Genomic DNA, 24,320 nt, shown 5'->3' with positions numbered 1-24,320 from the left:
TATGCCGATAAACGATAAGACCCCACGACCGCAGGAGTTTGCTGCAGTCGACCTTGGTTCTAACAGCTTCCACATGGTCATTGCCCGTGAGGTTGATGGCGCAATGCAGATCATCGGTCGGCTGAAACAGCGCGTTCACCTGGCGGATGGCCTGGACGCTAACAATATGCTCAGCGAAGAGGCCATGGAGCGCGGGCTAAACTGCCTGTCGTTGTTTGCCGAACGTCTGCAGGGTTTCACCCCGTCGAGCGTTTGCATTGTTGGAACCCACACTCTTCGTCAGGCCTCGAACGCCACGGAATTTTTAAAGCGTGCGGAGCAGGTGATCCCCTACCCTATCGAGATCATTTCAGGCAATGAAGAAGCCCGACTGATTTTCATGGGTGTGGAACATACTCAGCCCGAAAAAGGCCGCAAGCTGGTGATCGATATCGGCGGTGGCTCTACCGAGCTGGTGATTGGCGAAAACTTTGAACCGCATCTGGTCGAAAGCCGCCGGATGGGCTGCGTAAGTTTTGCCCAACTCTATTTCCCGGGTGGGATCATTACCCGGGAAAACTTCCAGCGTGCGCGCATGGCCGCGGTTCAAAAGCTGGAGACGCTTGCCTGGCAATATCGACTCCAGGGCTGGAACGTGGCGCTCGGCGCTTCGGGTACAATCAAAGCCGCACATGAAGTGCTGGTGGAGATGGGCGAAAAAGACGGTTTTATCACCCCGGAGCGTCTGTCGATGCTGATGGAAGAGGTGGTCAAGCATAAGAGCTTTGAGGCGCTGAGCCTGCCTGGGCTATCTGAAGAGCGCAAAGCGGTCTTTGTACCGGGTCTGGCCATCCTCTGCGGCGTGTTCGATGCGCTGGCCATCCGTGAGCTACGTCTGTCTGACGGCGCACTGCGCGAAGGCGTACTGTATGAGATGGAAGGTCGGTTCCGTCACCAGGATATTCGCAGCCGTACCGCGCAGAGCCTGGCGAATCAGTACAACATCGATCGCGAGCAGGCGAAGCGGGTGCTGGAAACCACTACTCATATGTATGAACAGTGGGAAACCCAGAACCCGAAACTGGCGCATCCGCAGCTGGCGGCTCTGCTTAAGTGGGCGGCAATGCTGCATGAAGTCGGGCTGAACATCAATCACAGCGGGATGCATCGCCACTCGGCCTACATTCTGCAAAACAGCGATCTGCCTGGCTTTAACCAGGAGCAGCAGACCATGATGGCTTCGCTGGTACGCTATCATCGCAAAGCCGTTAAGCTGGACGAATTGCCACGCTTTACGCTGTTCAAGAAAAAACAGTTCCTGCCGTTGATCCAGCTGTTACGTCTGGGCGTGCTGCTCAACAACCAGCGCCAGGCGACAACCACGCCGCCGACGCTGACGCTCACCACGGACGATAACCACTGGACGTTAAGCTTCCCGCACGACTGGTTTAGCCAGAACGCACTGGTGCTGCTGGATCTGGAAAGAGAGCAGCAGTACTGGAGCGCCGTTACCGGCTGGTGCCTGAAAATTGAAGAAGAGCACTCTCCGAACGTCGCCGCGTAATCTCCTGTCAGGCGCTCTTCATGAGCGCCTGTTTCGACAGCAACGTCTCCAGCCGTACGGGTTTACCGATTAAATAACCCTGGAAGTAATCAATCCCCAGCGCCTCCGCGGCGCAACGGATCTCTTCGCTCTCGACATACTCCGCCACCACCAGCATTTTCTTCATCCGCGCCAGATGGCAAATCGAAGCCACAATCTGATAATCCAGGCTGTTGCTGACGATATTGCGGATAAAGCTGCCGTCGATTTTAAGGATATCGGCATCCACATTTTTTAAGCGGGCGTAACTGGCGTAGCCGGTGCCAAAATCATCAATAGCAATCCGGCATCCCATCTGTTGCAAATGATTCATCGTCTGCATGGCCAGCCCGGCGTTGCAAAAACTGCTGCTCTCGGTGATCTCAAAAATAAGCTGCCAGCTCTCAATGCCATAGGTTTGCAGCATGCGGCCCACCTCAAGGGGCAGTTGTGCCCGGCAAACGGATGACGGCGACAGATTAATGGCAAATCGCTGACCCGGCAGGCTCTCCCGGTTATCGGCCATAAACTGCAGCGTCTTCTCCACCACCAGCATATCGATACGCGAAGAGAGGCCAAACTCCTGCGCGACGGGCAGGAATACATCGGGCGATATCAACTCCGCGTCATCATTTTGCAGCCGGAGCAGCACCTCGTGATAGTCATCGCCGCGGATCCCCTGTACGGGCTGTGCCAGCAGGGTAAATTGATCTTTTTCCAGCGCGCGTTGCAGGCGACTCATCATCGCGACTTTGTCTTTCAGGCCACGTTGCAGATTAATGGCGCCCCGCTGCTCCAGGTTTTCCGGGTGATTGGTTGCCAGGGAGAGATCTGCAATGGTGCCCAGCTCCCCCAGCAGAAGATAAAGGTGCACCACCGGAGAACGCACGTAGCAATAGCTGATGCCCACCTGCGGCTGGAGCGGCATCCCGTCCCAGAGAAAGCGGAAACGCTTGATATGCAAATCCAGCTCGTCAATACGGGACTGATAAGACTCGGTATTCAGCCGTAATACCAGATCGTGCCCGGACAACTGATACACGCACTCATCCGGCTGCAGACAGCCGTTAATCCACGCGGCCAGTTTCTGTTTGTACTGGATACGGAGTAATAAGCCGTAGTTGCGTCCCAACATCTCCAGTTCCGGCATGCGCAGGAAGCAGAGCACCGACCAGGGTTTTTTCCCCAGGGCGCGAGTGAGCGCCCGCAGGTTGGGCATGTGTACCACCGGGTCGAGAAATGCCAGCCGTCTGGCGCGGTTATTAATCGTCCGCTGACGCGTCGCCAGCATCGCCATGTAAACCACCACAAAGGTAAAGACCAGATAGCTGGAGGTGGTGATGGTGAGCTGAATATCATAGCCCTGCGACTGGGGAATATAGCTGTCAAAAAAGTGAATAGAGACAATCAGCACCGGGGTCCAGATGAGGGACATCAGCTTATAACCGAAGCGCATCGATCCCCATAGCATTACCGGCATCAGCAGCGACAGGGTGTAATTGGTACTAAAGATGGTGCTGTTTTCGGTGATGGGCCAGAGGAGCAAGGCCAGCAGCGCGCTGGTTGCCGCTGTCCAGATAACCACTTCGGTTACCGTGACTTTACCGTCGATTTGGCCCTTAATCTGCGACATCAGGCTTCGCAGGTAGCGGGGATGACGGAGGGTGCGGATGATGAAATAGCTGAAAGGCACGCCCGTCAGGCAGCCAACGAGCAGGGCCTGATAGTTAATCAGCGAACGAATCCCGGAGGGGCTGAGATTTACCAGGTCAAACCGCGTCTCATAGACGCCAAGGTAGATGGCGAACTGAAACAACAGCAGAAAAATCGTGGCCGGACAAAACATTTGCCAGAACAACCGCTGCCCCATCAGCCGTGCGTCGCCATAGGCGACCCTGTTACGGCGGGGAGCGAAGACCCGATATCCGCCCCAACTGAGGGTTATCGGAATCATGAAATGGCCAATAGCCATGGCAGTTTCGTACCCGCCTATCGAGGGGTAATAGCGAACAAAGAGTGCAATCACTATGCCCGGCACAGCCGCCATGCCATAAAACAGCATCAGCGACAGTAAGAATGCCAGCGGCATGTAATAAAGCACGACCGGGTTTCCGTTAATCTGGGCGTAGGTGGTGGCAAGACGCGCAACAGGCAGCAGCACGATCGGCAAGATCAACGGCAGTGCCCACCAGCGGTCTTTGTATGTTTTGTATAAGGAGAAAATAGTCATAGATGCCATAGTTAACCCGCTCATCCAGGGGCAGTTCAGACAGGCATCCAACCTGACGACATAGTCGTGCGGGCAAATAACACTTACACGAAGGAGCAAAGATTTTAGTAAGCCAGGGCAAGCAAGATTTGACTTAAATCAAAGATATTATTACCAGAAAAAAATATTCACATTTTTTAACGCTACTTTTGTGCGATTTATCAATGGCGTAAATAAAGTAATTATTATACATAACAACAAGTGAATTATCGTTGACGTAATTTTACAATCCGAATAATTGACCCCTGTGGCCCCCGTATGCCTTAATGGCATATCGCCCTCAGGGTATTTTCAGGAACACTATAGTGAGTCAGGCCACACGTATGCGGAAACGACATCGGTTTAACACTCGGATGACGCGTATCATACTGCTAATCAGCTTATTCTTTTTTGTGGGCCGCTTCGTTTACTCCTCCATTGGAGCCTGGTATCACCACCAGGAGAAAAAGCAGGCGCAACAATCCAGCCTCTCGGGCGAATATGTCGAACGTCCCTCCACGACAATTAATTAATCCGGTTGTTTTTACGGGCTAATTAAATTATTTCACGGTTTGTAATAATCGAATAATTTCGCTGATACCTTTACTCAGTACTTTATCCTGACGCATGACAATCGCCAGTTGGCGCTGTAAAACCGGCGTAAGCGACTGCACGCATAATCCCTGCCGGTCTTCTGCACACGCTACCGCCATGCGTGGAATAATGCTGTACCCCAGCCCGACGCGCACCATGCGCTTAATTGCCTCGATACTGCCGGACTGCATTACCGGTTCCACTTGCACAGCGCTGGCCTGGAACCAGGCGTCGATCACTGCCCTTGTGCTGCTCCCGGCACCAAAAGCGATAAAAGAGTGAGCCTGCAGCTCCGTTGCGTTCAAAGTGGTAAACAGCCTCTGCTGATCGGCTGCGGCAATAAAAACAAACTCTTCATCCATCACCGGCGCGATCGCCAGGGCCGACCCCGCAGCAGGTAAGGTCACCAGGCCCAGATCGAGACGGTTCTCTTCTATGGCACGAACGATCTCCAGGGTGTTGCCTGTGGTGACCCCCACCCGCAGCAAGGGATGATCCTGACGGAGCTGCTGCAACAGCGGCGGCAGAAGATGGATGCAGGCCGTCGCCCCCATCCCGATTGTAATCGTTCCGCTCACCTCCTGGCTAAACGCGGCCACCGCCCGGATCGTCTCGTCCACCGCCTGCTCAATACGTTCGCCGTGGGTGAATAACGCCAGCCCGGCCGCCGTGGCTTTGACGCCCCGCCCGGTACGCTCGATTAACCGCGCCTGCAAAAACTGCTCAAGCTGGCGGATCTGCAGACTGACCGCCGGTTGCGAAATCCCCAGCACATCCGCAGCCGCAGAAAAGCTGCCGCGCTGAACGACCAGTCGAAAGGTCGCCAGTTGTCCCAGATTCAGCGTCGTCATCACAAAGTTTCTCTTATAGGAGCCATAAACGCACCGGCCTGCCAGCATCCAGATGCGCGCGATATGCTCAGGATAACTGTCTGATGGAATGAAAGATAATGAAAAACCTGGCCCTGCCCCGCGCGCTCCCCCTTACCACGGGTTGTAACCAGCTTATCAACTGGGGGATCTCTTTTTATATGCCGGGCACCTTCGCCCGGGCAATCACGGCCGATAGCGGCTGGTCGTCACCGGCGATCTATTCGGGCCTGACTCTCGCCATGCTGGTGATGGCCGCCCTCTCGCCGTTTGTCGCTAACCTGCTGGCGCGAATGGGAGGACAGCGTGTGGTGATGATTGGCTCGCTGCTGATTTCCGCCAGCTGTGGGGCGATGGCCTACGCTCATTCGCTTGTCACCTGGTACGCGGCATGGATTGTGGCCGGCATTGGCATGCGTCTGTCGCTGTACGATGCGCTGTTCGCGGCGCTGGTAACTCTTTACGGGCAACAGGCGCGGCGAACTATCTCACGCGTCACGCTGGCTGGCGGGCTGGCCTCGGTCGTGTTCTGGCCGCTGGGCGATGCGCTGCTGACGATCATGAGCTGGCGGAGTGCACTGCTGGTCTATGCCCTGTTCGGTTTGCTGAGCGCGGCATTAACCCTGTCGATACCTCATCACACCCGCCCGACAGGACGTAAACCGGCCCCACCTGCCGGGGGACAGGATCGACGCAACGGCTGGCTGTATGCCACCTTCATTGCGCTGATCACCTTTGTCTCTAACGGCACCTCCACCCACCTGCCGGAATTTATTACCAGCGTGGGGCTGCCGGTTACCGTCGGCATGTTATGGGGAATGGGGCAGACCGGGGCGCGCTTTCTGGAGGTGGTTGCCGGGGCAGGACTCACTCCGCTGCGTCTGACGCTGCTTACCGCCCTCGCCATGCCGGCCTGCTTTCTGCTCGGGCTGAGCAGTACGCTCTTCCTTTGGTCTGCCGCCGGTTTTGTGCTGGGCTATGGGGCGATTAACGGGCTGGTGACTATCGTGAAAGCCACGCTGCCGCTGCAGCTATTTGCGCCTGAAGAGTATGCCCGACGCACCGGGGTACTGCTGATCCCCGCCCAGGTGATGACAGCGGCCTCCCCGCTGGCCTACGCCTGGTTGAACCGGGCAGCAGGGGTAATCGGCGGGATGTGGGTATCGTGGGGGCTAACGCTGGTGATTGCCGGACTGGCGGTGGCGATTGTAAAGGGTCAGGCCTCACAGAGTGAAGCAGGCATCCCTGCCCTCAGCGACTAAAGTACAAAGCCACCGTCAATGGTCAGGCTTGCGCCGGTCATGTAGCCGGACGACTCACCGGCAAGCCATGCCGCCAGCGAGGCGATCTCGTCCGGCTCCCCCATCCGCTGCAGCGGAATGCTTCCGACGATCTGCTCCGCTATTCCGGCGGTCATATCGGTGGCGATGGGACCCGGCTGGATGTTGTTGATCGTAATACGTCGTGGCGCCAGATCCAGCGCGAGGTTCTGCACCATCGACGCCACGGCCGCTTTACTCATGGCATAAACACTGCTGCCTGCATGACCGGTACGTACCGCGGTATTACTGCCGATGGTGATCACCCGTCCGCCTTCGGCCATCTGTTTCACCGCCGCCTGAATGGCGAGGAAGACGCCGCGCACGTTGACGGCCAGAGTGGCATCCAGATCTGCCAGCGAATATGCCTCAATGGTCCCGAGACGTAACACGCCCGCATTGACCACCACGACATCCAGCCTGCCGTACTGCTGTAACGTCGTATCCACTGCCGCCTGGATAGCCGCCGCGTCTGCGCTGTCGGCTTCAATGGCTATAGCCTGCCCCCCCTGACGTTCAATTGTAGAGACCAGCGCCTGCGCCCGGTCCGGGCGTGATACCCAGGTGACGGCAATCCGATAGTCCTCGTGCGCCAGTCGCACCGCAATGGCCGCCCCAATCCCGCGTGCGCCGCCGAAAACCAACGCCACTTTCTCGTGATTCATGATGGTGATCCTCTTGTTTGCTTTAGCACCCAGATGGATGCCTCTGCAGACACCATGCCAGCAGACCCTGCCCCGCGCTTGCGCGGAATGTATCGCATTGTATCCGCGACGCCCTGCTTACGCAGCCATACAAAAAAGCCGCCCGCAGCAAACAGACCCGATACATAAAAATGGTTTTCTGTATCTGTCGCCATTGATGATCTGATGAGGAGATACCCGAATGATGCGTCAAAATTTATTGCTCACTCTGTTCGCGCTGACGTCTGGCTGCACCTGGGCCGCGCCATTAAGCGGGCTGAGTGCCGCGGATGTTAACGGCCCTGCCGCCGTCGCACCGCTCGTACAAACGCAGCCCCCGGCGAAGCTGATTGTCGATCCGCCGCTGGCTGGCCCGCTAAGTAAAGGCGCGGTCTTTATTCAATACCGTACAGAGAACATGCGCATCGAACCCGTATTCGGACCCGAAGCGCTAAAAGTGACACCGCGCATCGGCCATATCCACGTCATCGTGGATGACAACCCCTGGCACTGGGCCGACGCCAGCGGTGAGCCTGTCATTCTGGTGGGACTCCCCGCAGGGCATCACAAGGTGACCATTATTCTTGCCGACCCAACCCATAAGCCTGTTGACCGTAAAACCATCGAATTCACCGTGCCGCCGCATGCTGCGGTTATGCACTGAACACAACCCCTTACCTATTTTTGAGGATTTGAACCATGAAAACATTACTGATTGCTGTTCTGGCCTTCTCTGCTGCCATGGCTTCTAGCGCTTTCGCTGCCCAGGAAATTAACCAGCCTCAGGGGCTGCAAAAAATTGGCACCGTTTCTGACAGCAGCGGCGCAACGTCGCTCGCGGATCTGTAGGCGAAACTGCAGGCCAAGGCTGCCAAAGCAGGTGCAGGCGCGTTCCACATTACTTCTGCCGGGGGAAACAACACTCTGTCAGGCACCGCCGATATTTATCGTTGAGGCTTGACCATGAAAAAACTCTCTATTCATTCCCTGGCAGTGGGCCTGCTGCTGGCTACGACCAGTGGTACGGCGCTGGCGAATACTAAAACCGTGGTGCTGGTGCATGGCGCTTTTGCCGACGGCAGCAGCTGGAACCGGGTTATCGACCAACTGCAACGCCAGCATACCGAGGTCATTGCCGTTCAGCTGCCGCTCACGTCGCTGAAAGAGGATGTCGCCGCCACCCAACGCGCCATCGCCCGGGCTAAGGGCGATGTGGTGCTGGTGGGGCACTCCTGGGGCGGCACGGTGATCAGCGAGGCGGGCAACGATGCGCGGGTGAAATCACTGGTTTATGTGGCGGCATTTGCCCCGGACTCCGGCCAGTCCACGGCGGATCTGGCGGGGAGCTATCCTGCCCCGCCGGGCAGCGCAGGTATCGCTAAAACCGCCGACGGTTTTCTCTATCTGCCGGGCAAATCGGTACGCCAGGACTTTGCGCCAGACCTTAAAGCGGCTGAGCAGAACACGCTGACCGCTACCCAAGGCCCGATACGTGCAGATGCCTTTGCGGAAAAAGTTACCCACGCAGCCTGGCATGATAAGCCGAGCTGGTATGTGGTCAGCAAGAATGACCGGATGATCAACCCGGACCTGGAGCGGGCCATGGCGAAAGCGATTCATGCCAAAACTACCGAAGTGACGGCAAGCCATGTGTCGATGGTGAGTCAGCCGGAAGAAATTGCCCGGACGATTGAGCAAGCCGCGAAATGATACCGGCGAAAAAAAGCCCGCTGACTGCGGGCTTTAATCATGACGAGATTATTGGGCGGGTGTTATTCCCACTCAATCGTTGCCGGTGGCTTACCGCTGATGTCATACACCACGCGGGAAATACCGTTAACTTCGTTGATGATGCGGTTAGACACGCGGCCTAAGAAGTCATACGGCAGATGCGCCCAGTGAGCGGTCATAAAGTCGATAGTCTCAACCGCACGCAGGGAGACAACCCAGTCGTACTTACGGCCATCGCCCATTACGCCTACAGAGCGAACCGGCAGGAAGACGGTGAACGCCTGGCTCACTTTGTTGTACAGGTCGGCTTTGTGCAGCTCTTCGATGAAGATCGCGTCTGCGCGACGCAGCAGGTCGCAGTACTCTTTCTTCACTTCGCCCAGCACGCGCACGCCCAGACCTGGACCCGGGAACGGGTGACGGTAGAGCATGTCGTACGGCAGACCCAGCTCCAGGCCGATCTTACGCACTTCGTCTTTGAACAGCTCACGCAGCGGCTCAACCAGACCCATCTTCATCTCTTTCGGCAGGCCGCCCACGTTGTGGTGAGATTTGATGACGTGTGCTTTACCGGTGGCAGAAGCCGCGGATTCGATCACGTCCGGGTAGATGGTGCCCTGTGCCAGCCACTTCACGTCTTCCAGCTTCAGCGCTTCTTCGTCGAACACTTCCACGAACACGCGGCCGATGATTTTACGTTTGGCTTCAGGATCGTTCTCGCCCGCCAGCGCGTCGAGGAAGCGCTTCTCGCCTTCTACGTGAACGATGTTCAGACCGAAGTGGTCACCGAACATGTCCATCACCTGCTGGGCTTCATTCAGACGCAGCAGACCGTTGTCCACGAAGACGCAGGTCAGGTTCTTACCAATGGCGCGGTGCAGCAGCATGGCCGTCACGGAGGAGTCAACGCCGCCGGACAGGCCGAGGATCACTTTGTCATCACCGACCTGCTGGCGAATACGTTCCACCGCATCGTCGATGATTTTGGCTGGCGTCCACAGCGCTTCACACTGGCAGATATCGCGAATAAAGCGATCCAGCATGCGCATACCCTGACGGGTGTGGGTCACTTCCGGGTGGAACTGCACGCCGTAGAAGCGTTTTTCTTCGTTGGCCATAATGGCAAACGGGCAGCTCTCGGTGCTGGCAACGGTCACGAAGTCGGACGGGATAGCGGTGACTTTGTCGCCGTGGCTCATCCAGACGTCGAGCAGCGGTTTGCCGTCGGCGGTCAGGGAGTCTTCGATACCGCGGATCAGCACGCTGTCGGTCTGGACTTCAACCTGCGCGTAGCCGAACTCACGTTCGTTGGATGCTTCAACATGGCCACCAAGCTGCATCGCCATGGTCTGCATGCCGTAGCAGACGCCGAACACCGGCACACCGGCTTCAAACACGTACTGCGGGGCGCGCGGGCTGTTGGCTTCGGTGGTGCTTTCCGGGCCACCGGAGAGGATGATACCGCTTGGATTGAATTCGCGAATCTGTGCTTCCGTGACATCCCACGCCCACAGCTCACAGTAAACGCCCAGCTCACGGACGCGACGCGCGACCAGCTGAGTGTATTGCGAACCGAAATCCAGAATGAGAATGCGATGTTTATGAATATTTTCCGTCATTGACGCTAATTCCGAGGCAAGTGAAACAAAATCGCCCGGCATATAGCCGGGCGTGGAAACTTATCAGGAGCCCATACGGTAGTTCGGGGACTCTTTGGTGATGGTCACGTCATGAACGTGACTTTCCTGAATACCCGCGCCGCTGATACGCACGAATTCGGCTTTGGTACGCAGCAGGTCAATGGTACCACAGCCGGTCAGGCCCATACAGGAGCGCAGGCCGCCCATCTGCTGGTGAATGATCTCTTTCAGGTAGCCTTTGTAAGCCACGCGACCTTCGATGCCTTCCGGCACCAGTTTGTCGGCAGCGTTATCGGTCTGGAAGTAACGGTCGGAGGAGCCTTTGGACATCGCGCCCAGAGAACCCATTCCGCGGTAAGATTTATAAGAACGGCCCTGGAAGAGTTCGATTTCGCCCGGGGATTCTTCCGTACCGGCCAGCATGGAGCCAACCATTACCGCTGCCGCACCGGCCGCGATCGCTTTAGCGATGTCGCCAGAGAAACGGATACCGCCATCAGCGATAACCGGAACACCGGTGCCTTCCAGCGCTTCTACCGCGTCGGATACTGCGGTGATCTGCGGAACGCCTACGCCGGTAACGATACGGGTCGTACAGATGGAGCCAGGGCCGATACCCACTTTCACCGCGCTGACGCCAGCCTCGGCCAGGGCACGTGCGCCTGCGCCAGTGGCCACGTTGCCGCCGATGATCTGCAGGTCAGGGTATTTTGCACGGGTTTCACGAATGCGTTGCAGTACGCCTTCGGAGTGGCCGTGAGAGGAGTCGATCAGCAGCACGTCAACGCCTGCGGCAACCAGCGCATCAACACGCTCTTCGTTGCCGGCACCTGCGCCAACCGCAGCACCGACGCGCAGACGGCCATGCTCGTCTTTACAGGCGTTCGGTTTACGTTCTGCTTTCTGGAAGTCTTTAACGGTGATCATGCCGCGCAGGTGGAAGCTGTCGTCCACTACCAGCGCTTTCTCAACACGTTTTTCGTGCATTTTGGCGAAGACCACGTCGCGGGATTCACCTTCACGCACGGTGACCAGACGCTCTTTCGGCGTCATATAGACGCTGACCGGCTGGTTCAGGTCGGTGACGAAACGCACGTCACGGCCAGTAATGATACCCACCAGTTCGTTATCGGAGGTCACAACCGGGTAGCCTGCAAAGCCGTTACGCTCGGTCAGCGCTTTCACTTCGTGCAGGGTCGTGGTTGGCAGAACGGTCTGTGGATCGGTAACGATGCCAGATTCATGTTTCTTCACGCGGCGAACTTCTTCCGCCTGGCGCTCGATAGACATATTTTTATGAATAAAGCCAATGCCGCCTTCCTGAGCCAGGGCGATAGCCAGGCGCGCTTCAGTCACGGTGTCCATTGCCGCGGAGAGCATAGGAATGTTCAGGCGAATGGTTTTGGTCAACTGCGTGCTGAGATCGGCAGTATTCGGCAGAACGGTGGAGTGAGCGGGAACGAGGAGGACGTCGTCAAACGTCAGTGCTTCTTTAGCGATACGTAGCATGGGCAATATCTCTGACCTGGGTGGTTAAATATTGCCGTGGCATTATACAGAGCGTAACCGATTGCATCTACACTTTTTTATAAAAAACGCTTGCGATTGCCTCTTATCAGGTTACTATCGACTGAATAACTTGCTGATTTAGAATTTGATCCCGCTCACATGTTATCCTCCCAATCCCCCTCAATTTATACTGTCAGCCGCCTTAACCAGACGGTCCGTTTGCTGCTTGAGCAGGAAATAGGCCAGGTGTGGATCAGCGGAGAGATCTCCAATTTCACCCAACCGGCATCCGGTCACTGGTACTTTACCCTGAAGGACAATACCGCCCAGGTGCGCTGCGCGATGTTCCGCAACAGCAACCGCCGGGTGACCTTCCGGCCGCAGCACGGGCAGCAGGTGCTGGTACGCGCCAGTATCACCCTGTACGAGCCGCGCGGTGATTATCAGATTATCGTTGAGAGCATGCAGCCAGCGGGTGAAGGGCTTCTGCAGCAGAAGTATGAGCAGCTGAAAGCCGCGCTGTCCGCGGAAGGGCTGTTCGATCAGCAATATAAAAAACCGCTTCCCTCCCCTGCCCACTGCGTGGGGGTGATCACCTCGAAAACCGGCGCCGCGCTGCACGATATCCTGCATGTGCTGAAACGCCGCGACCCTTCCCTGCCGGTCATTATCTACCCGACTGCGGTGCAGGGCGACGATGCGCCCGGGCAGATTGTTCGCGCCATTCAGCTCGCCAATGCCCGTCAGGAGTGTGATGTGCTGATCGTCGGGCGCGGCGGCGGCTCGCTGGAAGATCTGTGGAGCTTTAACGACGAACGCGTGGCGCGGGCGATTTTTGCCAGCCAGATCCCGGTAGTCAGCGCCGTCGGGCACGAGACCGACGTCACCATCGCAGATTTTGTCGCTGACCTGCGCGCACCCACGCCCTCTGCCGCGGCAGAAGTGGTGAGCCGTAACCAGCTCGAGCTGCTACGACAGATGCAAAACGGCCAGCAGCGCCTGGAGATGGCAATGGACTATTTCCTTGCCAACCGCACCCGTCGCTTTACCCAGCTTCATCATCGTCTGCAACAGCAGCACCCCCAGCTGCGTCTGGCGCGTCAGCAAACCGTGCTGGAACGTCTGCGCCAGCGGATGAACCTCGCGGTGGACAATCAGCTTAAACGGGCGGGGCAGCGCCAGCAGCGCACCACTCAGCGCCTGAATCAGCATAACCCGCAGCCACGCATCTACCGGGCGCAAACCCGTATTCAGCAGCTGGAGTATCGTCTTGCGGAGAACCTGCGCGCACGGCTGAGCAGCACCCGCGAGCGCTTTGGTAATGCGGTTACCCATCTGGAAGCCGTCAGCCCGCTCTCGACGCTGGCGCGCGGCTACAGCGTGACCACCGCGACCGATGGCAACGTACTGAAGCAGGCTAAACAGGTCAACGTCGGGGATGTGCTTACTACCCGGCTGTCAGACGGCTGGGTGGAAAGCGAAGTGAAAGGCGTGACGCCGGTAAAGAAAACGCGCGCGCGTAAAAAAGCGTGATCAGGGTTTGCCGTCAGGCGTGACGGCAAGCAGCGCCCAGGACAGTCCGGAAAAAATGGCCAGCGCTACGGCTGCGCCTGCCATTCCCAGTAACAGACCAAACACCACGGCGCCGACAACCTGTCCGGCTGCCAGCATCAGGAAAGCCATACTGACCCCCACAGCCGGTGACGGATGGGCGATAGTCGCGCCCTGCACCAGCAGTACGCCAGACAAAATAACGTATCCCGCCCCGCTCATCGCCACCACCGGCACCAGCCACCAGGCAAACCCTTCACTTAACGCCAGAGCCAGCAGCGAGGCGGCCATGAAAATCTGCGAAAGCCGGTAAACGCCCCGCATTCCGATACGTTTTGCCGCACTCCCGGTAAACACGGCAACGATCCCTGCCCCGCCGCTCACCAGCCACAGAACCCGCGTCACGGCGCTATCAAGCCCGGTATGGCTCGTAAGCAACTCCGGGCCAAAACTCCACCAGGCGGCGCTGGCAACGCCGCTCACGAAAGTAATCATTAACAGCCGGTACATGCCCGGCTTGCGAAGCAACCCGCGCCAGGATGGCAGTTGTTCTCGCTTGCGCGTAGACAGCCCCGGCAGATAACGCCACGCTGCCAGCAGGCAGAGCAGTGCCAGAAGGGCAAAGACGATACAGGCCGCGCGCCAGCCTCCCGGCATAAAAAACAGAACCGGCACCGAGAGAATGATCCCGGCGCTTGTTCCGGCATTAATGACGGTGTTCACCAGGGTCTTTCGATCTGGCGCAATGGTGTCATCTACGGCACCGGCAAGCGCGGGTGAGGCCAGCCCCGAACTTAGCCCGGCAATAAATAACCCTGTCGCAAGGGTGAGCGGCTGCGCCGAGAATGCCAGAATAAACAGTCCACTCGCTGCCGTGACGGCTGCCAGCAAAGCCGGTACGCGGGGACCAAAGCGGTTAGTGAGTGAAGAGGCAAAGAATACTGACAGGCAATAGGCCGCATAGCTACAGGCGGCAATCCCTCCGGCAATCTGGGGTGAGAAAGGGATGGCCTGACGAATATCGGGCAGCATCAGACCCCAGGAAAATCTCGCCATGCCATACGTCACCGCGATTAATGAGAACCCGGTTATACCTAGTGCGATCGGTCTGTTCATTACGCCCCTCTCTTTGCCCGCAGTAAAAACCTAAACGCTGAGAAGGCGTTATGCCAGTTTTTACCGGTACGAATACTCTGACTTCTCTCCGCCTGCGGCGTCATCATTTACAATTAACGTGTTTCTTTTTTCGGCATTGCCAGAAACAGGAGAGAAGCATGACCCGAATTCACAGCGTGATCCCGCCGTATATTCTTCGTCGTATTATTGAAAGTGGCTCTGAGCCGCAGCAGCGTTGCGCCCGCCAGACACTAACACATGTACAAACGCTGATGGCACATATGCCAGGTAAACCCGCTGCGCCGCACGTTAATAAAACCGGGCAGCTGGAGCGTGATATTTATGATGCAAAACAGACCCAGGAACTGCCGGGCGCTCAGGTGCGTTATGAGGGACAGCCGTCAAATGGGGATATTGCCGTCGATGAAGCCTATGATTATTTAGGTATCACCCATGATTTTTTCTGGAAAAATTATCATCGCGACTCGCTGGATAATAAAGGGCTGATACTGACGGGCACCGTTCATTATGGGCGGGAATATCAGAACGCTTTCTGGAATGGTCAGCAGATGGTTTTTGGCGATGGTGACGGCGAGATATTTAACCGCTTCACGATTGCCATTGACGTTGTGGCACATGAACTTAGCCATGGCGTAACCGAAACCGAAGCCGGGCTTATCTACTTTGAACAATCGGGTGCGCTGAATGAGTCATTATCTGATGTTTTCGGCTCGCTGGTGAAACAGTATCACCTGAAGCAAACGGCCGACCAGGCCGACTGGCTGATAGGTGAAGGGCTGCTGGCGGAAGCGATCAATGGCAAAGGGCTGCGATCGATGTCAGAACCAGGAACCGCCTATGACGATCCCCTGCTCGGCAAGGATCCGCAGCCCGGGCATATGAAAGACTTTATCAAAACGCGTGAAGATAACGGCGGCGTGCATCTTAATTCGGGCATTCCTAATCGCGCGTTTTACCTTGCCGCGACGGCCATTGGCGGCTATGCCTGGGAGAAAGCGGGTTATGCCTGGTATGACACGGTTTGCGATCGACAGCTGGCGCAAGATGCGGATTTTGACGCCTTTGCGAAACTGACGGTAGCACACGGTGAAAAGCGATCGGGTGGTGACGTCGCAGCAGCCATTGAGCAAGCCTGGAAACAGGTGGGAGTGTTGTAAATGCAGGTTCCCGAACTGACGGATGACGCGGTGGTTGAGCTGGCGCGTGAAGGCGGCGTGGCCTATATTCCCCATCTCAGCGGGTTACGGCGAATCGCGCTCTCGACGCTTAGCAGCACGCAGCGCCAGCGCGTGGTGAACATACTGGAGCAGGCTATTCCACGGGGAGAGCCTCCCGGCCAGCGATCATCAGCCGGCGGCGGCGACCAGCGCTATTTTCGCATCCAGATAATCTGGACCCGGCACAATCAGGCGCAATATACCGACATCATTGTGCTGGTTCCCGAGCAGGAAGCGCCAGAGTCGCTGGTCGAACTCTGGCAAAAAGGCGAAGGCTGCGTCTGCGATTAAGCGTCAGCCCTGACGAACGCCACGCGTTTTTTCGAGATCAAACCGTGGCCGTTCTGGCAGAAATAATCCACCGCACCGCAGGCCTTTAATACCTGGAGTGGCTGATGGCACTCCGGGCAGCGCGCTTCCAGGACGATATCTTTATGGCAATTCTCGCAGTGCGCCACACCGTTTTGCGGTTCAATCTCCGCATGGCAATCCGGGCAGGTAATCGACATGATGACTCCTTTAAAGGACATTCAGTTCTGCCCTGATATTACCACGATGCGTTTAGTGGGAGCCACGTAGCTGTTGCTGTAATGTCAGCAGGATTTCTACCTCTTCCAGCCTGCGCTGCGTCGTACGGCTTACCTCGCCCGGGTCGCGTGCAAACAGGCTGTGCTCCCCCAAAATATACTCCGCCAGACAGCGCGCATAAATCGTGCCGCCAAAACGCCAGGTCTGAACCTTATCGCCCTCGATCAGCTCAAGGACATCCTCCGCCCCGCGTCGGTCGTGGCTGATTACGCGTCCGTCCCGCAGATGCAGTCGCAGCCCTTTTTGTCCACCGGACGGTCCGGCATATTTGTTCAGCCAGATATCCACCGGCACGCCGCCGATCTGCCCCTGAAGATGCGCCTCGCCTTCCGCCGTGGTCAGATCGCCTTTTGCGATATCGCGCCCCAGACGATCTCTGGCAGTTACCACCTGCAAAGCAATATCGCCATTGCCGCCCAGGTAACGCACCGTTTCGCGCATCATCGCCAGCACGTGCGTCCCGATATCCAGGATCACCCCGTCAGGATGGCGCAGCGTTCGGGTATCCGGTTCCCCGGTGGCAAAATTGAGTGCGACAGGCTCCCCCGCCGCGTTAAACCCGCTCGGCTCCTGTAAAAAACCTTCGATGCGGACGATATCGGAAAACGCCCCGACCAACCCCAGCTGCACCAGATTAAGGCGCGCCATCCAGTGATCGAGTGCCAGCACCCGGGCGGCCGCCTCTGGCCTTGCCAGCAGTGTTTTCAGCATGGCGATTTGGGTGAGCGTCGCGACAATCGGCTTTTCAACCACAATGCGCGGGATGGAGGAGGCCAGCGCCAGCTCAAGCACCTCATGATGCTGCAGCGATGCGGTAGTGATAAACAGCGTATCGAGGGGGCGGGTCAGAAGGTCGGTAAGCGAAGGACAATGGGTGACGCCATCAAGCCTCTTTGCCGGCTGGATATCAAACCCCAGACAGCAGAGGGAAGCACCAAAGGTGATTTGTAGTGCGGGTAAGTAGGCGGTTTCAACCACCGCGCCGAGTCCAACAAACCCAATCTGCATATATCACCTCTGTATTAGCAAGGCCGGAGCGTAACGCACGCCCCGGCCAGCAAAGGCAGATATCAGGCGTTGGTTACCGTTTTCGACTCATTTTTCGTCTGGGTATTTTCCAGCATACGACGCACCGGAACAATGAGCACCATCAGCACGGCAGCACAAATCAGCAGCGCGATGGAGCAGCGTGCAAAGAGATTCGGCAGCAGATCCAACTGATCGGCCTTCACGTGACCGCCAATCAGACCCGCCGCCAGGTTGCCGAGGGCGCTGGCGCAGAACCACAGGCCCATCATCTGGCCACGCATTCTCTCCGGAGCCAACAGCGTCATGGTCGCCAGGCCAATCGGGCTGAGACAGAGTTCACCGAGGGTCAGCATCAAAATACTGCCCACCAGCCAGAACGGTGACACCCCTGCCCCACCATTATTGAGGACGTTCTGCGCCGCCAGCATCATCAGGCCAAAGCCCCCTGCCGCACACAAAATACCGATCACGAACTTGGTGATGCTGCTCGGGCGAATATTGTTGCTCGCCAGCTTCGGCCAGGCCCAGCTAAAGACCGGGGCCAGCAGGATAATGAACAGGGCGTTGATCGACTGGAACCACACTGCCGGGATTTCAAAATCACCGATCATGCGGTTGGTATAGTCATTTGCAAACAGGTTAAAGGAAGTTGGCTTTTGTTCAAACGCAGACCAGAAGAAGGCCGCGGACACCAGCAGGATAAAGCAGACCAGCAGTCGGGCGCGCTCTTTACGGTTCAGACCGGCAAACATGAACAGCCAGATGAAGTAGAGCGCCACCGAGGCGGCAATCACGTAGACCAGCACGCTGGCCACCGCGACCGGGTTAATCACAATCACGCCCTGCGCAATCAGAGTAACAATAATCGCAACACCTGCCGCCAGCGCCAGTAACCAGGCGCCCACGCCGTTTTTTTTCACTACCGGGCTGTTCCAGGTGGAGTCCAGCCCCACTTCGCTGTCGTAGCGCTTCATCGACGGTACGGCAAACAGGCGGAAAATGACCAGCGCCACCAGCATCCCGATGCCGCCAATACCAAAGCCCCAGTGCCAGCCGTGGGATTTAATCAGCCAGCCGGAGATCAGCGGCGCGATAAACGACCCCATGTTGATGCCCATATAGAACAGCGAGAAGCCGCCGTCACGACGCGCATCGCCTTTTTTATACAGCGTGCCCACCATCACCGAGATACAGGTTTTAAACAGACCCGAGCCAAGGACGATAAACATCAGACCGATGAAGAACAGGTTGTTACCCATCACCGCGGAAAGCGCAATCGACAGATGGCCGAGGGCAATCAGGATCGAGCCGTACCATACTGCTTTCTGCTGGCCGAGCCAGTTATCCGCCAGCCAGCCGCCCGGCAGCGCGGCCAGGTACATGGTCCCGGCAAAGATACCGACGATAGCAGAGGCATTTTCACGGGCCAGCCCCATGCCGCCGTCATAGACGGTGGCCGCCATAAACAGGATCAGGAGCGGACGAATACCGTAAAACGAGAAGCGCTCCCACATCTCTGTGAAGAATAGCGCGCCGAGTGGATAAGGATGGCCGAAGAAAGTTCGGCTTTCGTTTTTATTAACAGAGGATTGCATAATGCTCCTGAAATGAAGTGTCGTCGTGCTTGTTAACACCGGGTCTCCGCCGCCCGGTTAGCGATCGGGTGGCTTTTTTACATCCGGCGAAATGTTATTTAACCATTTGATAACCTGAAGCAACTTTTGTCCAGCCCCTATACCCCCACCAAAAGATGAAAGTTCGACAATCGTCTTATTTTCTGGATTTTCTGTTGGATAAACATGAATAGTGATTGACATCACATCAATAATTATTCGTTGCAGACAGGCATAAAAAAACCCGCGACAGGCGCGGGTTTTCAACAGAGCAGCAAAGATTATTTGCTTTTCTTAATATGTTTAATCAAACGCTTACGCTTACGCATCTGGTTTGGTGTCAGGGTGTTGCGCTTGTTAGCAAACGGGTTATCCCCTTCTTTGAACTGGATACGGATCGGCGTACCCATTACGTCCAGCGATTTGCGGAAGTAGTTCATCAGGTAGCGTTTGTAAGAGTCCGGCAGATCCTTCACCTGGTTACCGTGAATAACCACGATAGGTGGGTTATAGCCCCCTGCGTGGGCATATTTCAGCTTCACGCGACGACCACGCACCAGAGGTGGCTGATGGTCTTCTGCCGCCATGGTCATGATGCGGGTCAGCATCGCGGTGCCGACACGACGGGTAGAGCTGTCGTAGGCTTCGCGTACGGACTCGAACAGGTTACCTACACCGCTACCGTGCAGGGCAGAGATGAAGTGGACGCGGGCAAAGTCGATAAAGCCCAGACGGAAGTCCAGCATCTCTTTGACCTGCTCACGCACGTCGTTGCTCAGGCCGTCCCACTTGTTGACGACGATAACCAGTGAGCGCCCACTATTGAGGATAAAGCCGAGCAGGGAGAGATCCTGATCGGAGATGCCTTCACGGGCATCGATAACCAGCATCACCACGTTGGCGTCTTCGATCGCCTGCAGGGTTTTGATTACCGAGAATTTTTCTACCACATCGGTGATTTTACCGCGCTTACGCACGCCCGCGGTGTCGATCAGAACGTATTCACGTCCGTCACGCTCCATGGGGATGTAAATGCTGTCGCGGGTAGTACCCGGCATGTCGTACACCACCACGCGGTCTTCACCGAGGATACGGTTGGTAAGTGTAGACTTACCTACGTTTGGACGACCGACGATTGCCAGCTTAATCGGCAGATCCTGCGGGTTGAAGTCGTCTTCCGGCTCCTCTTCGCCCTCTTCGCTTTCTTCGAACTGCGCCCAGTATTCGGCGTCTTCATCGACTTCTTCAGGCGGGTTGATCTCGTCAACGTACGGCAGCAGCGCGGTTTCCAGCAGGCTGGTCACGCCACGACCGTGAGAGGCGGCGATCGGGTAGATATCGCCCAGACCTAATGACCAGAAATCGGCCATCGCCTGATCGGCATCGATACCGTCAGTTTTGTTCGCGACCAGGAAGGTGGCTTTTTCGCGTGAGCGCAGGTGCTTGGCGATAGCAGAGTCGGCAGGCATCAGACCCGCACGTGCATCCACCATAAACAGCACGATGTCTGCTTCTTCAATCGCCAGCAGGGATTGTTCCGCCATGCGGGTTTCAACGCCATCTTCTGTGCCGTCGATACCGCCGGTATCGATACAGATGAACTCACGACCTTCCACTTCTGCACGACCGTACTTACGGTCACGCGTCAGCCCCGGGAAATCCGCAACCAGCGCATCACGGGTGCGGGTTAATCGGTTAAAAAGAGTGGATTTTCCAACGTTCGGGCGCCCGACAAGCGCGACCACAGGTACCATGTTTAAAGCCTCATAAAATTCGATATCACGTCGCGTATGCGGCGTTTTTTAAAAAATCAAAACGGCCCCTGAAGCAACAGGAGCCGTTGAGTATACTACAACCGCGGTGATTAACGCGTGATCGCGTACAGCGTACCGTCTTTTGCCTGGATCAGCAGTTTGCCGTCAGCCACCACCGGCTCGGTCAGGAAACCGGAACCGTCGACTTTTTCCTGGGCGACAAAACTACCGTTGCTCGGGTCGATCCAGTGCATGTAGCCTTCGCTATCACCCACGACCAGGCTGCCGTTATACAGCGCCGGTGCGGTCAGCAGACGGTGCAGCAGATCGCTTTGCGTCCACAGCGTTACGCCGCCATCGGTGCTCAGCGCCAGCAGGCGATCGTTCTGATCGACCAGATAGATGCGGTTGCCATCCACCACGAAATCGTTCACTGAACCCAGCTCACGTTTCCACATCACCTGGCCGCTACGCAGATCCATCGCGGTCAGGTTGCCATTATAGGCCAGGGCGTAAACAACGCCGTTGACGATAACCGGGGTGGTATCCACATCGCTCAGACGGTCGATTTCGGTCGGACCGGTTGCCTGAGAGATGCGCTGCTGCCAGATCAGCTGGCCCTGCTGCATCAGTACGGCGTTAACGCGACCGTTATCGCCGCCAACAATGGCCGCACCAAACGCAGTGGCGGGGGCAGATTCACCGCGCAGGGAGAGCGCAGGCATATCCAGGTTAACGGTCCACTTCACCGCACCGTCAGCTTCATTCAATGCCTGCAGCTGACCGTTAGCGGTATGGACCAGCACCATGCCGTCGCTGACAACCGGACGAGAGAGCGCTTCGCCGGCAACGCGGGTTTGCCAGGCAATAGAACCGTCGCTGGCGTTAAGGGCATAAACCTGTGCCTTTTCGCTGCCGATATAAACATGGCCACCGGCAACCGTCACACCACCTGACAGCAGGGCTGGCGTGCGTGACAGCCAGCCGCTTTTTTCTGCCAGGTTAATGGACCACACCTCTTTGCCGTCATCGGCATTCATGGCTTTTACCGTGCCTTTGCGGTCAGCCGCATAGACAACGCCATCTGCATATGCCGGATGAAGGTTGGAATAGAAGTCGCCAATACCGTCACCCACGGACGTGCTCCATGCGGTAGACGGTGCAAACTGGTTTTCAACCGTCGGCAGTGGAGACATGGTGACAACATCTTCTTCGCCGCTGAACAGTGAACAGCCGCTCAATAACGTAACGGAAAGCAGTCCTGGCAGAAGTAATTTACGCAATTGCATCGGGTCCCTCTCAGACGGACAAATTATTTATTTTCATCTGCATCATTTCGCTCAGCGCTGGCGAGGCGTTGCTTTTCACACCCGCTTCCCATGCGCTGCGCGCGCCTTGTTTGTCGCCTTTGCTCAGCAGTGCTTCACCGCGCAGGTCGGCAACGATGGAGGCAAAACCTTCACCTTTGACGGTGTCCAGGGTTTTCAGCGCTTCGTCTGGTTTCTTTTGCTGCACCTGAATACGGGCAAGACGCAGGTTGATGAGCGCTTTCAGGTTATCGTTGCCTGCGGCTGCCAGACCCTGCTGCAGCTGGGCTGCCGCTTTGTCCAGCTCGCCTTTATCAACGAACTGCTGAGCGACTTCCAGCGAAGTCAGTGCGCCATAGGTGTTCTTGTTGTCTGCGGCAAATTTCTCTGCCGCCGCCAGGGTTTGTGGCTGATCGGCCTGAATGGCGCTCACGGTATTTTCATACTGTAAGGAGGAGCCACGCGCGGAATCGATCTGATGACTGTTCCAGTAACGCCAGCCCACCAGGGCACCAACACCTAAAATGACCCCAACAGCCAGCGCTTTGCCGTTTTCAGCAAAGAAGCGTTTAATCGCATCAACCTGGTCGTTTTCGTTCTCGTACATTTCCACGCAGTCCTTCTCCTTAGCCCAGTAGAGTGCGCAAGTGCGCCGCAACGCCATCCTGCGTTACTGTTGTTTGCTCACCAGAGCGCAGATCCTTCACTACCACTTCGCCGTTAGCCACTTCGGACTCGCCAAGTACCAGTGCGATGCGCGCGCCCCACTTATCGGCACGGGCGAACTGTTTCTTAAAGTTGCCGCCGCCGTGGTTGGTCATCAGCTTAGCCGCAGGCAGCGCATCGCGCACGCGTTCGGCAAGCTGCATTGCCGCAGACTGCGTTTCCGCGCCTGAGGCCACCAGGTATATATCGACAACAGGATCGGCTTTAAATTCCGGATTAACTGCCTGAACTAACAAAACAAGTCGCTCAAGACCCATGGCGAAACCAACAGCAGGTGCCGGACGGCCGCCCAACTGCTCTACCAGGCCATCGTAACGACCGCCCGCACAGACCGTTCCCTGTGAACCCAGGCTGGTGGTAACCCACTCAAACACGGTGCGGTTGTAGTAGTCCAGACCACGCACCAGGCGTTGATTTACGGTGTAAGCAATACCGGCAGCTTCCAGCAATTTGCACAGACCGGCAAAGTGTTCGCGGGAATCGTCGTCGAGATAATCGCCGAGGGCAGGTGCGTCATTCAGCAGTGCCTGTACGTCCGGGTTCTTGGAATCCAGCACGCGCAGTGGGTTGCTGTACATACGACGCTTACAGTCTTCGTCCAGCTGCTCTTTATGCTGCTCGAGGAATGTCACCAGCGCGTCGCGATAGTTTGCACGGGCTTCAAGAGAACCGATGGAGTTCAGCTCCAGTGATACGTGATCGGCGATACCCAGCGCACGCCACCAGCGGGCGGTCAGCATAATGAGTTCCGCGTCGATATCCGGCCCTTGCAGACCAAAGGCTTCGACACCCAGCTGGTTAAACTGGCGGTAACGGCCTTTCTGTGGGCGTTCGTGACGGAACATTGGGCCGATATACCACAGGCGCTGCTCCTGATTGTACAGGAGACCATGTTCGATGCCGGCGCGTACACATCCCGCCGTACCTTCTGGACGTAAGGTCAGGCTGTCGCCGTTACGATCCTCAAAGGTGTACATCTCTTTTTCAACCACGTCGGTGACTTCACCGATAGCGCGTTTGAATAACGGGGTCTGCTCTACAATCGGCAAACGGATTTCGCTGTAACCGTAGCTGCCGAGCACCTGCTTGAGGGTGCCTTCAATGCGCTGCCAGATGGCGGTCTCGGCAGGCAGATAATCGTTCATGCCGCGAATGGCTTGAATGTTCTTTGCCACGTTTGTTCTCTTTCTATAGACAAAAATGAACCCTGGGGTTCATAACCGAAGGGTTCAATCATACACAGG

23 protein-coding genes are annotated in these 24,320 nt (G+C 56.8%); 10 read left to right on the top strand and 13 right to left on the bottom strand.

All coding sequences use genetic code 11. The features are described 5' to 3' along the window. Nucleotide 1: 1 nt before the first annotated feature. Complete coding sequence (gene ppx, locus ACF8PE_RS02865) at nucleotides 2-1,543, top strand: exopolyphosphatase (protein WP_032613070.1); 1,542 nt, start codon at nucleotides 2-4, stop codon at nucleotides 1,541-1,543. A 7-nt stretch (nucleotides 1,544-1,550) separates the two neighbouring features. On the opposite strand, the gene ACF8PE_RS02860 is transcribed toward ppx, so the two are convergent. Continuing rightward, nucleotides 1,551-3,791, bottom strand: coding sequence for an EAL domain-containing protein (locus ACF8PE_RS02860; RefSeq protein WP_032613071.1), 2,241 nt, complete (start codon nucleotides 3,789-3,791; stop codon nucleotides 1,551-1,553). 344 nt (nucleotides 3,792-4,135) lie between these two features. Between ACF8PE_RS02860 and ACF8PE_RS02855 the strand changes: the two genes are divergently transcribed. Beyond that, nucleotides 4,136-4,342: a YfgG family protein gene (locus ACF8PE_RS02855; protein ID WP_059307415.1), complete on the top strand. Its 207-nt coding sequence runs from the start codon at nucleotides 4,136-4,138 to the stop codon at nucleotides 4,340-4,342. 27 nt (nucleotides 4,343-4,369) lie between these two features. Here the strand turns inward: ACF8PE_RS02855 and ACF8PE_RS02850 are convergent, their stop codons facing one another. Continuing rightward, nucleotides 4,370-5,254, bottom strand: coding sequence for a LysR family transcriptional regulator (locus tag ACF8PE_RS02850; protein ID WP_280713442.1), 885 nt, complete (start codon nucleotides 5,252-5,254; stop codon nucleotides 4,370-4,372). Nucleotides 5,255-5,352: 98 nt separating this feature from the next. On the opposite strand from ACF8PE_RS02850, the gene ACF8PE_RS02845 reads away from it, so the two are divergent. Then, nucleotides 5,353-6,534, top strand: a complete 1,182-nt coding sequence (locus ACF8PE_RS02845) for an MFS transporter (RefSeq protein WP_392494541.1) — start codon at nucleotides 5,353-5,355, stop codon at nucleotides 6,532-6,534. Here ACF8PE_RS02845 and ACF8PE_RS02840 read toward each other — a convergent pair. Further along, nucleotides 6,531-7,256 carry an SDR family oxidoreductase gene (locus ACF8PE_RS02840; protein WP_392494539.1) on the bottom strand — a complete coding sequence of 242 codons (726 nt, stop codon included), beginning with the start codon at nucleotides 7,254-7,256 and terminating at the stop codon, nucleotides 6,531-6,533. The two genes, ACF8PE_RS02845 and ACF8PE_RS02840, sit on opposite strands and share 4 nt — an antisense overlap. Nucleotides 7,257-7,476: 220 nt before the next feature. Here ACF8PE_RS02840 and ACF8PE_RS02835 point away from each other — a divergent pair, with 220 nt between their 5' ends. The 4 genes from ACF8PE_RS02835 to ACF8PE_RS02820 are packed head-to-tail and all read left to right on the top strand — an operon-like array spanning nucleotide 7,477 to nucleotide 8,984. Then, nucleotides 7,477-7,938 (top strand): DUF6130 family protein, encoded by a 462-nt coding sequence (locus tag ACF8PE_RS02835; RefSeq protein ID WP_392494537.1) that lies wholly within the window; start codon nucleotides 7,477-7,479, stop codon nucleotides 7,936-7,938. A gap of 35 nt (nucleotides 7,939-7,973) precedes the next feature. Continuing rightward, complete coding sequence (locus ACF8PE_RS02830; protein WP_392494536.1) at nucleotides 7,974-8,123, top strand: hypothetical protein; 150 nt, start codon at nucleotides 7,974-7,976, stop codon at nucleotides 8,121-8,123. Between the two features lie 6 nt (nucleotides 8,124-8,129). Continuing rightward, on the top strand, nucleotides 8,130-8,228 hold the full coding sequence (locus ACF8PE_RS02825) for a YdgH/BhsA/McbA-like domain containing protein (RefSeq protein ID WP_392494613.1): 99 nt from the start codon (nucleotides 8,130-8,132) through the stop codon (nucleotides 8,226-8,228). A gap of 9 nt (nucleotides 8,229-8,237) precedes the next feature. After that, nucleotides 8,238-8,984 (top strand): alpha/beta fold hydrolase, encoded by a 747-nt coding sequence (locus ACF8PE_RS02820; protein WP_392494535.1) that lies wholly within the window; start codon nucleotides 8,238-8,240, stop codon nucleotides 8,982-8,984. Between the two features lie 62 nt (nucleotides 8,985-9,046). Here ACF8PE_RS02820 and guaA read toward each other — a convergent pair whose 3' ends face one another. Together guaA and guaB are read right to left on the bottom strand one after the other, a co-directional pair. Further along, on the bottom strand, nucleotides 9,047-10,624 hold the full coding sequence (gene guaA, locus ACF8PE_RS02815; protein WP_392494533.1) for a glutamine-hydrolyzing GMP synthase: 1,578 nt from the start codon (nucleotides 10,622-10,624) through the stop codon (nucleotides 9,047-9,049). A gap of 63 nt (nucleotides 10,625-10,687) precedes the next feature. Continuing rightward, nucleotides 10,688-12,154: an IMP dehydrogenase gene (guaB, locus tag ACF8PE_RS02810; protein WP_032613080.1), complete on the bottom strand. Its 1,467-nt coding sequence runs from the start codon at nucleotides 12,152-12,154 to the stop codon at nucleotides 10,688-10,690. Nucleotides 12,155-12,313: 159 nt separating this feature from the next. Between guaB and xseA the strand changes: the two genes are divergently transcribed. Then, complete coding sequence (xseA, locus tag ACF8PE_RS02805; protein ID WP_103793045.1) at nucleotides 12,314-13,687, top strand: exodeoxyribonuclease VII large subunit; 1,374 nt, start codon at nucleotides 12,314-12,316, stop codon at nucleotides 13,685-13,687. Here the strand turns inward: xseA and ACF8PE_RS02800 are convergent, their stop codons facing one another. Beyond that, complete coding sequence (locus tag ACF8PE_RS02800; RefSeq protein ID WP_392494531.1) at nucleotides 13,688-14,821, bottom strand: MFS transporter; 1,134 nt, start codon at nucleotides 14,819-14,821, stop codon at nucleotides 13,688-13,690. 158 nt (nucleotides 14,822-14,979) lie between these two features. On the opposite strand from ACF8PE_RS02800, the gene ACF8PE_RS02795 reads away from it, so the two are divergent. Continuing rightward, the gene (locus ACF8PE_RS02795; RefSeq protein ID WP_059307407.1) at nucleotides 14,980-15,999 is read left to right on the top strand and encodes a M4 family metallopeptidase; all 1,020 of its coding nucleotides are present in this window, start codon (nucleotides 14,980-14,982) and stop codon (nucleotides 15,997-15,999) included. After that, a complete protein-coding gene (locus ACF8PE_RS02790; RefSeq protein ID WP_103793048.1) occupies nucleotides 16,000-16,350 on the top strand; it encodes a protealysin inhibitor emfourin in 351 nt (116 codons plus the stop codon). It begins immediately after the preceding gene. Here the strand turns inward: ACF8PE_RS02790 and ACF8PE_RS02785 are convergent. From ACF8PE_RS02785 to hisS, 7 genes are all read right to left on the bottom strand, one after another. Next, the gene (locus tag ACF8PE_RS02785; RefSeq protein WP_103793049.1) at nucleotides 16,347-16,568 is read right to left on the bottom strand and encodes a zinc ribbon domain-containing protein; all 222 of its coding nucleotides are present in this window, start codon (nucleotides 16,566-16,568) and stop codon (nucleotides 16,347-16,349) included. The genes ACF8PE_RS02790 and ACF8PE_RS02785 overlap by 4 nt on opposite strands. Nucleotides 16,569-16,620: 52 nt before the next feature. Then, the gene (locus ACF8PE_RS02780) at nucleotides 16,621-17,655 is read right to left on the bottom strand and encodes a Gfo/Idh/MocA family oxidoreductase (RefSeq protein WP_392494528.1); all 1,035 of its coding nucleotides are present in this window, start codon (nucleotides 17,653-17,655) and stop codon (nucleotides 16,621-16,623) included. 62 nt (nucleotides 17,656-17,717) lie between these two features. Further along, nucleotides 17,718-19,271, bottom strand: coding sequence for a peptide MFS transporter (locus ACF8PE_RS02775; RefSeq protein WP_032613089.1), 1,554 nt, complete (start codon nucleotides 19,269-19,271; stop codon nucleotides 17,718-17,720). A 299-nt stretch (nucleotides 19,272-19,570) separates the two neighbouring features. Then, nucleotides 19,571-21,043 (bottom strand): ribosome biogenesis GTPase Der, encoded by a 1,473-nt coding sequence (der, locus tag ACF8PE_RS02770; protein ID WP_059307403.1) that lies wholly within the window; start codon nucleotides 21,041-21,043, stop codon nucleotides 19,571-19,573. Between the two features lie 110 nt (nucleotides 21,044-21,153). Next, a complete protein-coding gene (bamB, locus tag ACF8PE_RS02765) occupies nucleotides 21,154-22,332 on the bottom strand; it encodes an outer membrane protein assembly factor BamB (protein ID WP_032613093.1) in 1,179 nt (392 codons plus the stop codon). A gap of 10 nt (nucleotides 22,333-22,342) precedes the next feature. After that, nucleotides 22,343-22,963: a YfgM family protein gene (locus ACF8PE_RS02760; protein WP_032613095.1), complete on the bottom strand. Its 621-nt coding sequence runs from the start codon at nucleotides 22,961-22,963 to the stop codon at nucleotides 22,343-22,345. A gap of 13 nt (nucleotides 22,964-22,976) precedes the next feature. Continuing rightward, nucleotides 22,977-24,251, bottom strand: coding sequence for a histidine--tRNA ligase (gene hisS, locus ACF8PE_RS02755; protein WP_392494525.1), 1,275 nt, complete (start codon nucleotides 24,249-24,251; stop codon nucleotides 22,977-22,979). Between the last annotated feature and the right edge of the window lie 69 nt (nucleotides 24,252-24,320).

Origin of the sequence: Leclercia sp. GLN_9 (assembly GCF_043105735.1) — a bacterium.
In the GTDB taxonomy this organism is placed as follows: Bacteria; Pseudomonadota; Gammaproteobacteria; order Enterobacterales; family Enterobacteriaceae; genus Enterobacter; species Enterobacter adecarboxylatus.
The sequence above is the reverse complement of the archived record's forward strand: the minus strand, read 5'-3'. Positions and strand labels throughout refer to the sequence as shown.

Bases quoted from the DNA above. Each gene is read 5' to 3' on its own strand.
- ACF8PE_RS02800 (WP_392494531.1), bottom strand. From the start codon at position 14,821: ATGAACAGACCGATCGCACTAGGTATAACCGGGTTCTCATTAATCGCG.
- ACF8PE_RS02840 (WP_392494539.1), bottom strand. From the start codon at position 7,256: ATGAATCACGAGAAAGTGGCGTTGGTTTTCGGCGGCGCACGCGGGATT.
- ACF8PE_RS02795 (WP_059307407.1), top strand. From the start codon at position 14,980: ATGACCCGAATTCACAGCGTGATCCCGCCGTATATTCTTCGTCGTATT.
- ACF8PE_RS02830 (WP_392494536.1), top strand. From the start codon at position 7,974: ATGAAAACATTACTGATTGCTGTTCTGGCCTTCTCTGCTGCCATGGCT.
- ppx (WP_032613070.1), top strand. From the start codon at position 2: ATGCCGATAAACGATAAGACCCCACGACCGCAGGAGTTTGCTGCAGTC.
- ACF8PE_RS02860 (WP_032613071.1), bottom strand. From the start codon at position 3,791: ATGACTATTTTCTCCTTATACAAAACATACAAAGACCGCTGGTGGGCA.
- ACF8PE_RS02775 (WP_032613089.1), bottom strand. From the start codon at position 19,271: ATGCAATCCTCTGTTAATAAAAACGAAAGCCGAACTTTCTTCGGCCAT.
- guaB (WP_032613080.1), bottom strand. From the start codon at position 12,154: ATGCTACGTATCGCTAAAGAAGCACTGACGTTTGACGACGTCCTCCTC.
- bamB (WP_032613093.1), bottom strand. From the start codon at position 22,332: ATGCAATTGCGTAAATTACTTCTGCCAGGACTGCTTTCCGTTACGTTA.
- ACF8PE_RS02820 (WP_392494535.1), top strand. From the start codon at position 8,238: ATGAAAAAACTCTCTATTCATTCCCTGGCAGTGGGCCTGCTGCTGGCT.
- ACF8PE_RS02780 (WP_392494528.1), bottom strand. From the start codon at position 17,655: ATGCAGATTGGGTTTGTTGGACTCGGCGCGGTGGTTGAAACCGCCTAC.
- ACF8PE_RS02790 (WP_103793048.1), top strand. From the start codon at position 16,000: ATGCAGGTTCCCGAACTGACGGATGACGCGGTGGTTGAGCTGGCGCGT.
- guaA (WP_392494533.1), bottom strand. From the start codon at position 10,624: ATGACGGAAAATATTCATAAACATCGCATTCTCATTCTGGATTTCGGT.
- ACF8PE_RS02785 (WP_103793049.1), bottom strand. From the start codon at position 16,568: ATGTCGATTACCTGCCCGGATTGCCATGCGGAGATTGAACCGCAAAAC.
- der (WP_059307403.1), bottom strand. From the start codon at position 21,043: ATGGTACCTGTGGTCGCGCTTGTCGGGCGCCCGAACGTTGGAAAATCC.
- ACF8PE_RS02850 (WP_280713442.1), bottom strand. From the start codon at position 5,254: ATGACGACGCTGAATCTGGGACAACTGGCGACCTTTCGACTGGTCGTT.
- ACF8PE_RS02835 (WP_392494537.1), top strand. From the start codon at position 7,477: ATGATGCGTCAAAATTTATTGCTCACTCTGTTCGCGCTGACGTCTGGC.
- ACF8PE_RS02845 (WP_392494541.1), top strand. From the start codon at position 5,353: ATGAAAAACCTGGCCCTGCCCCGCGCGCTCCCCCTTACCACGGGTTGT.
- xseA (WP_103793045.1), top strand. From the start codon at position 12,314: ATGTTATCCTCCCAATCCCCCTCAATTTATACTGTCAGCCGCCTTAAC.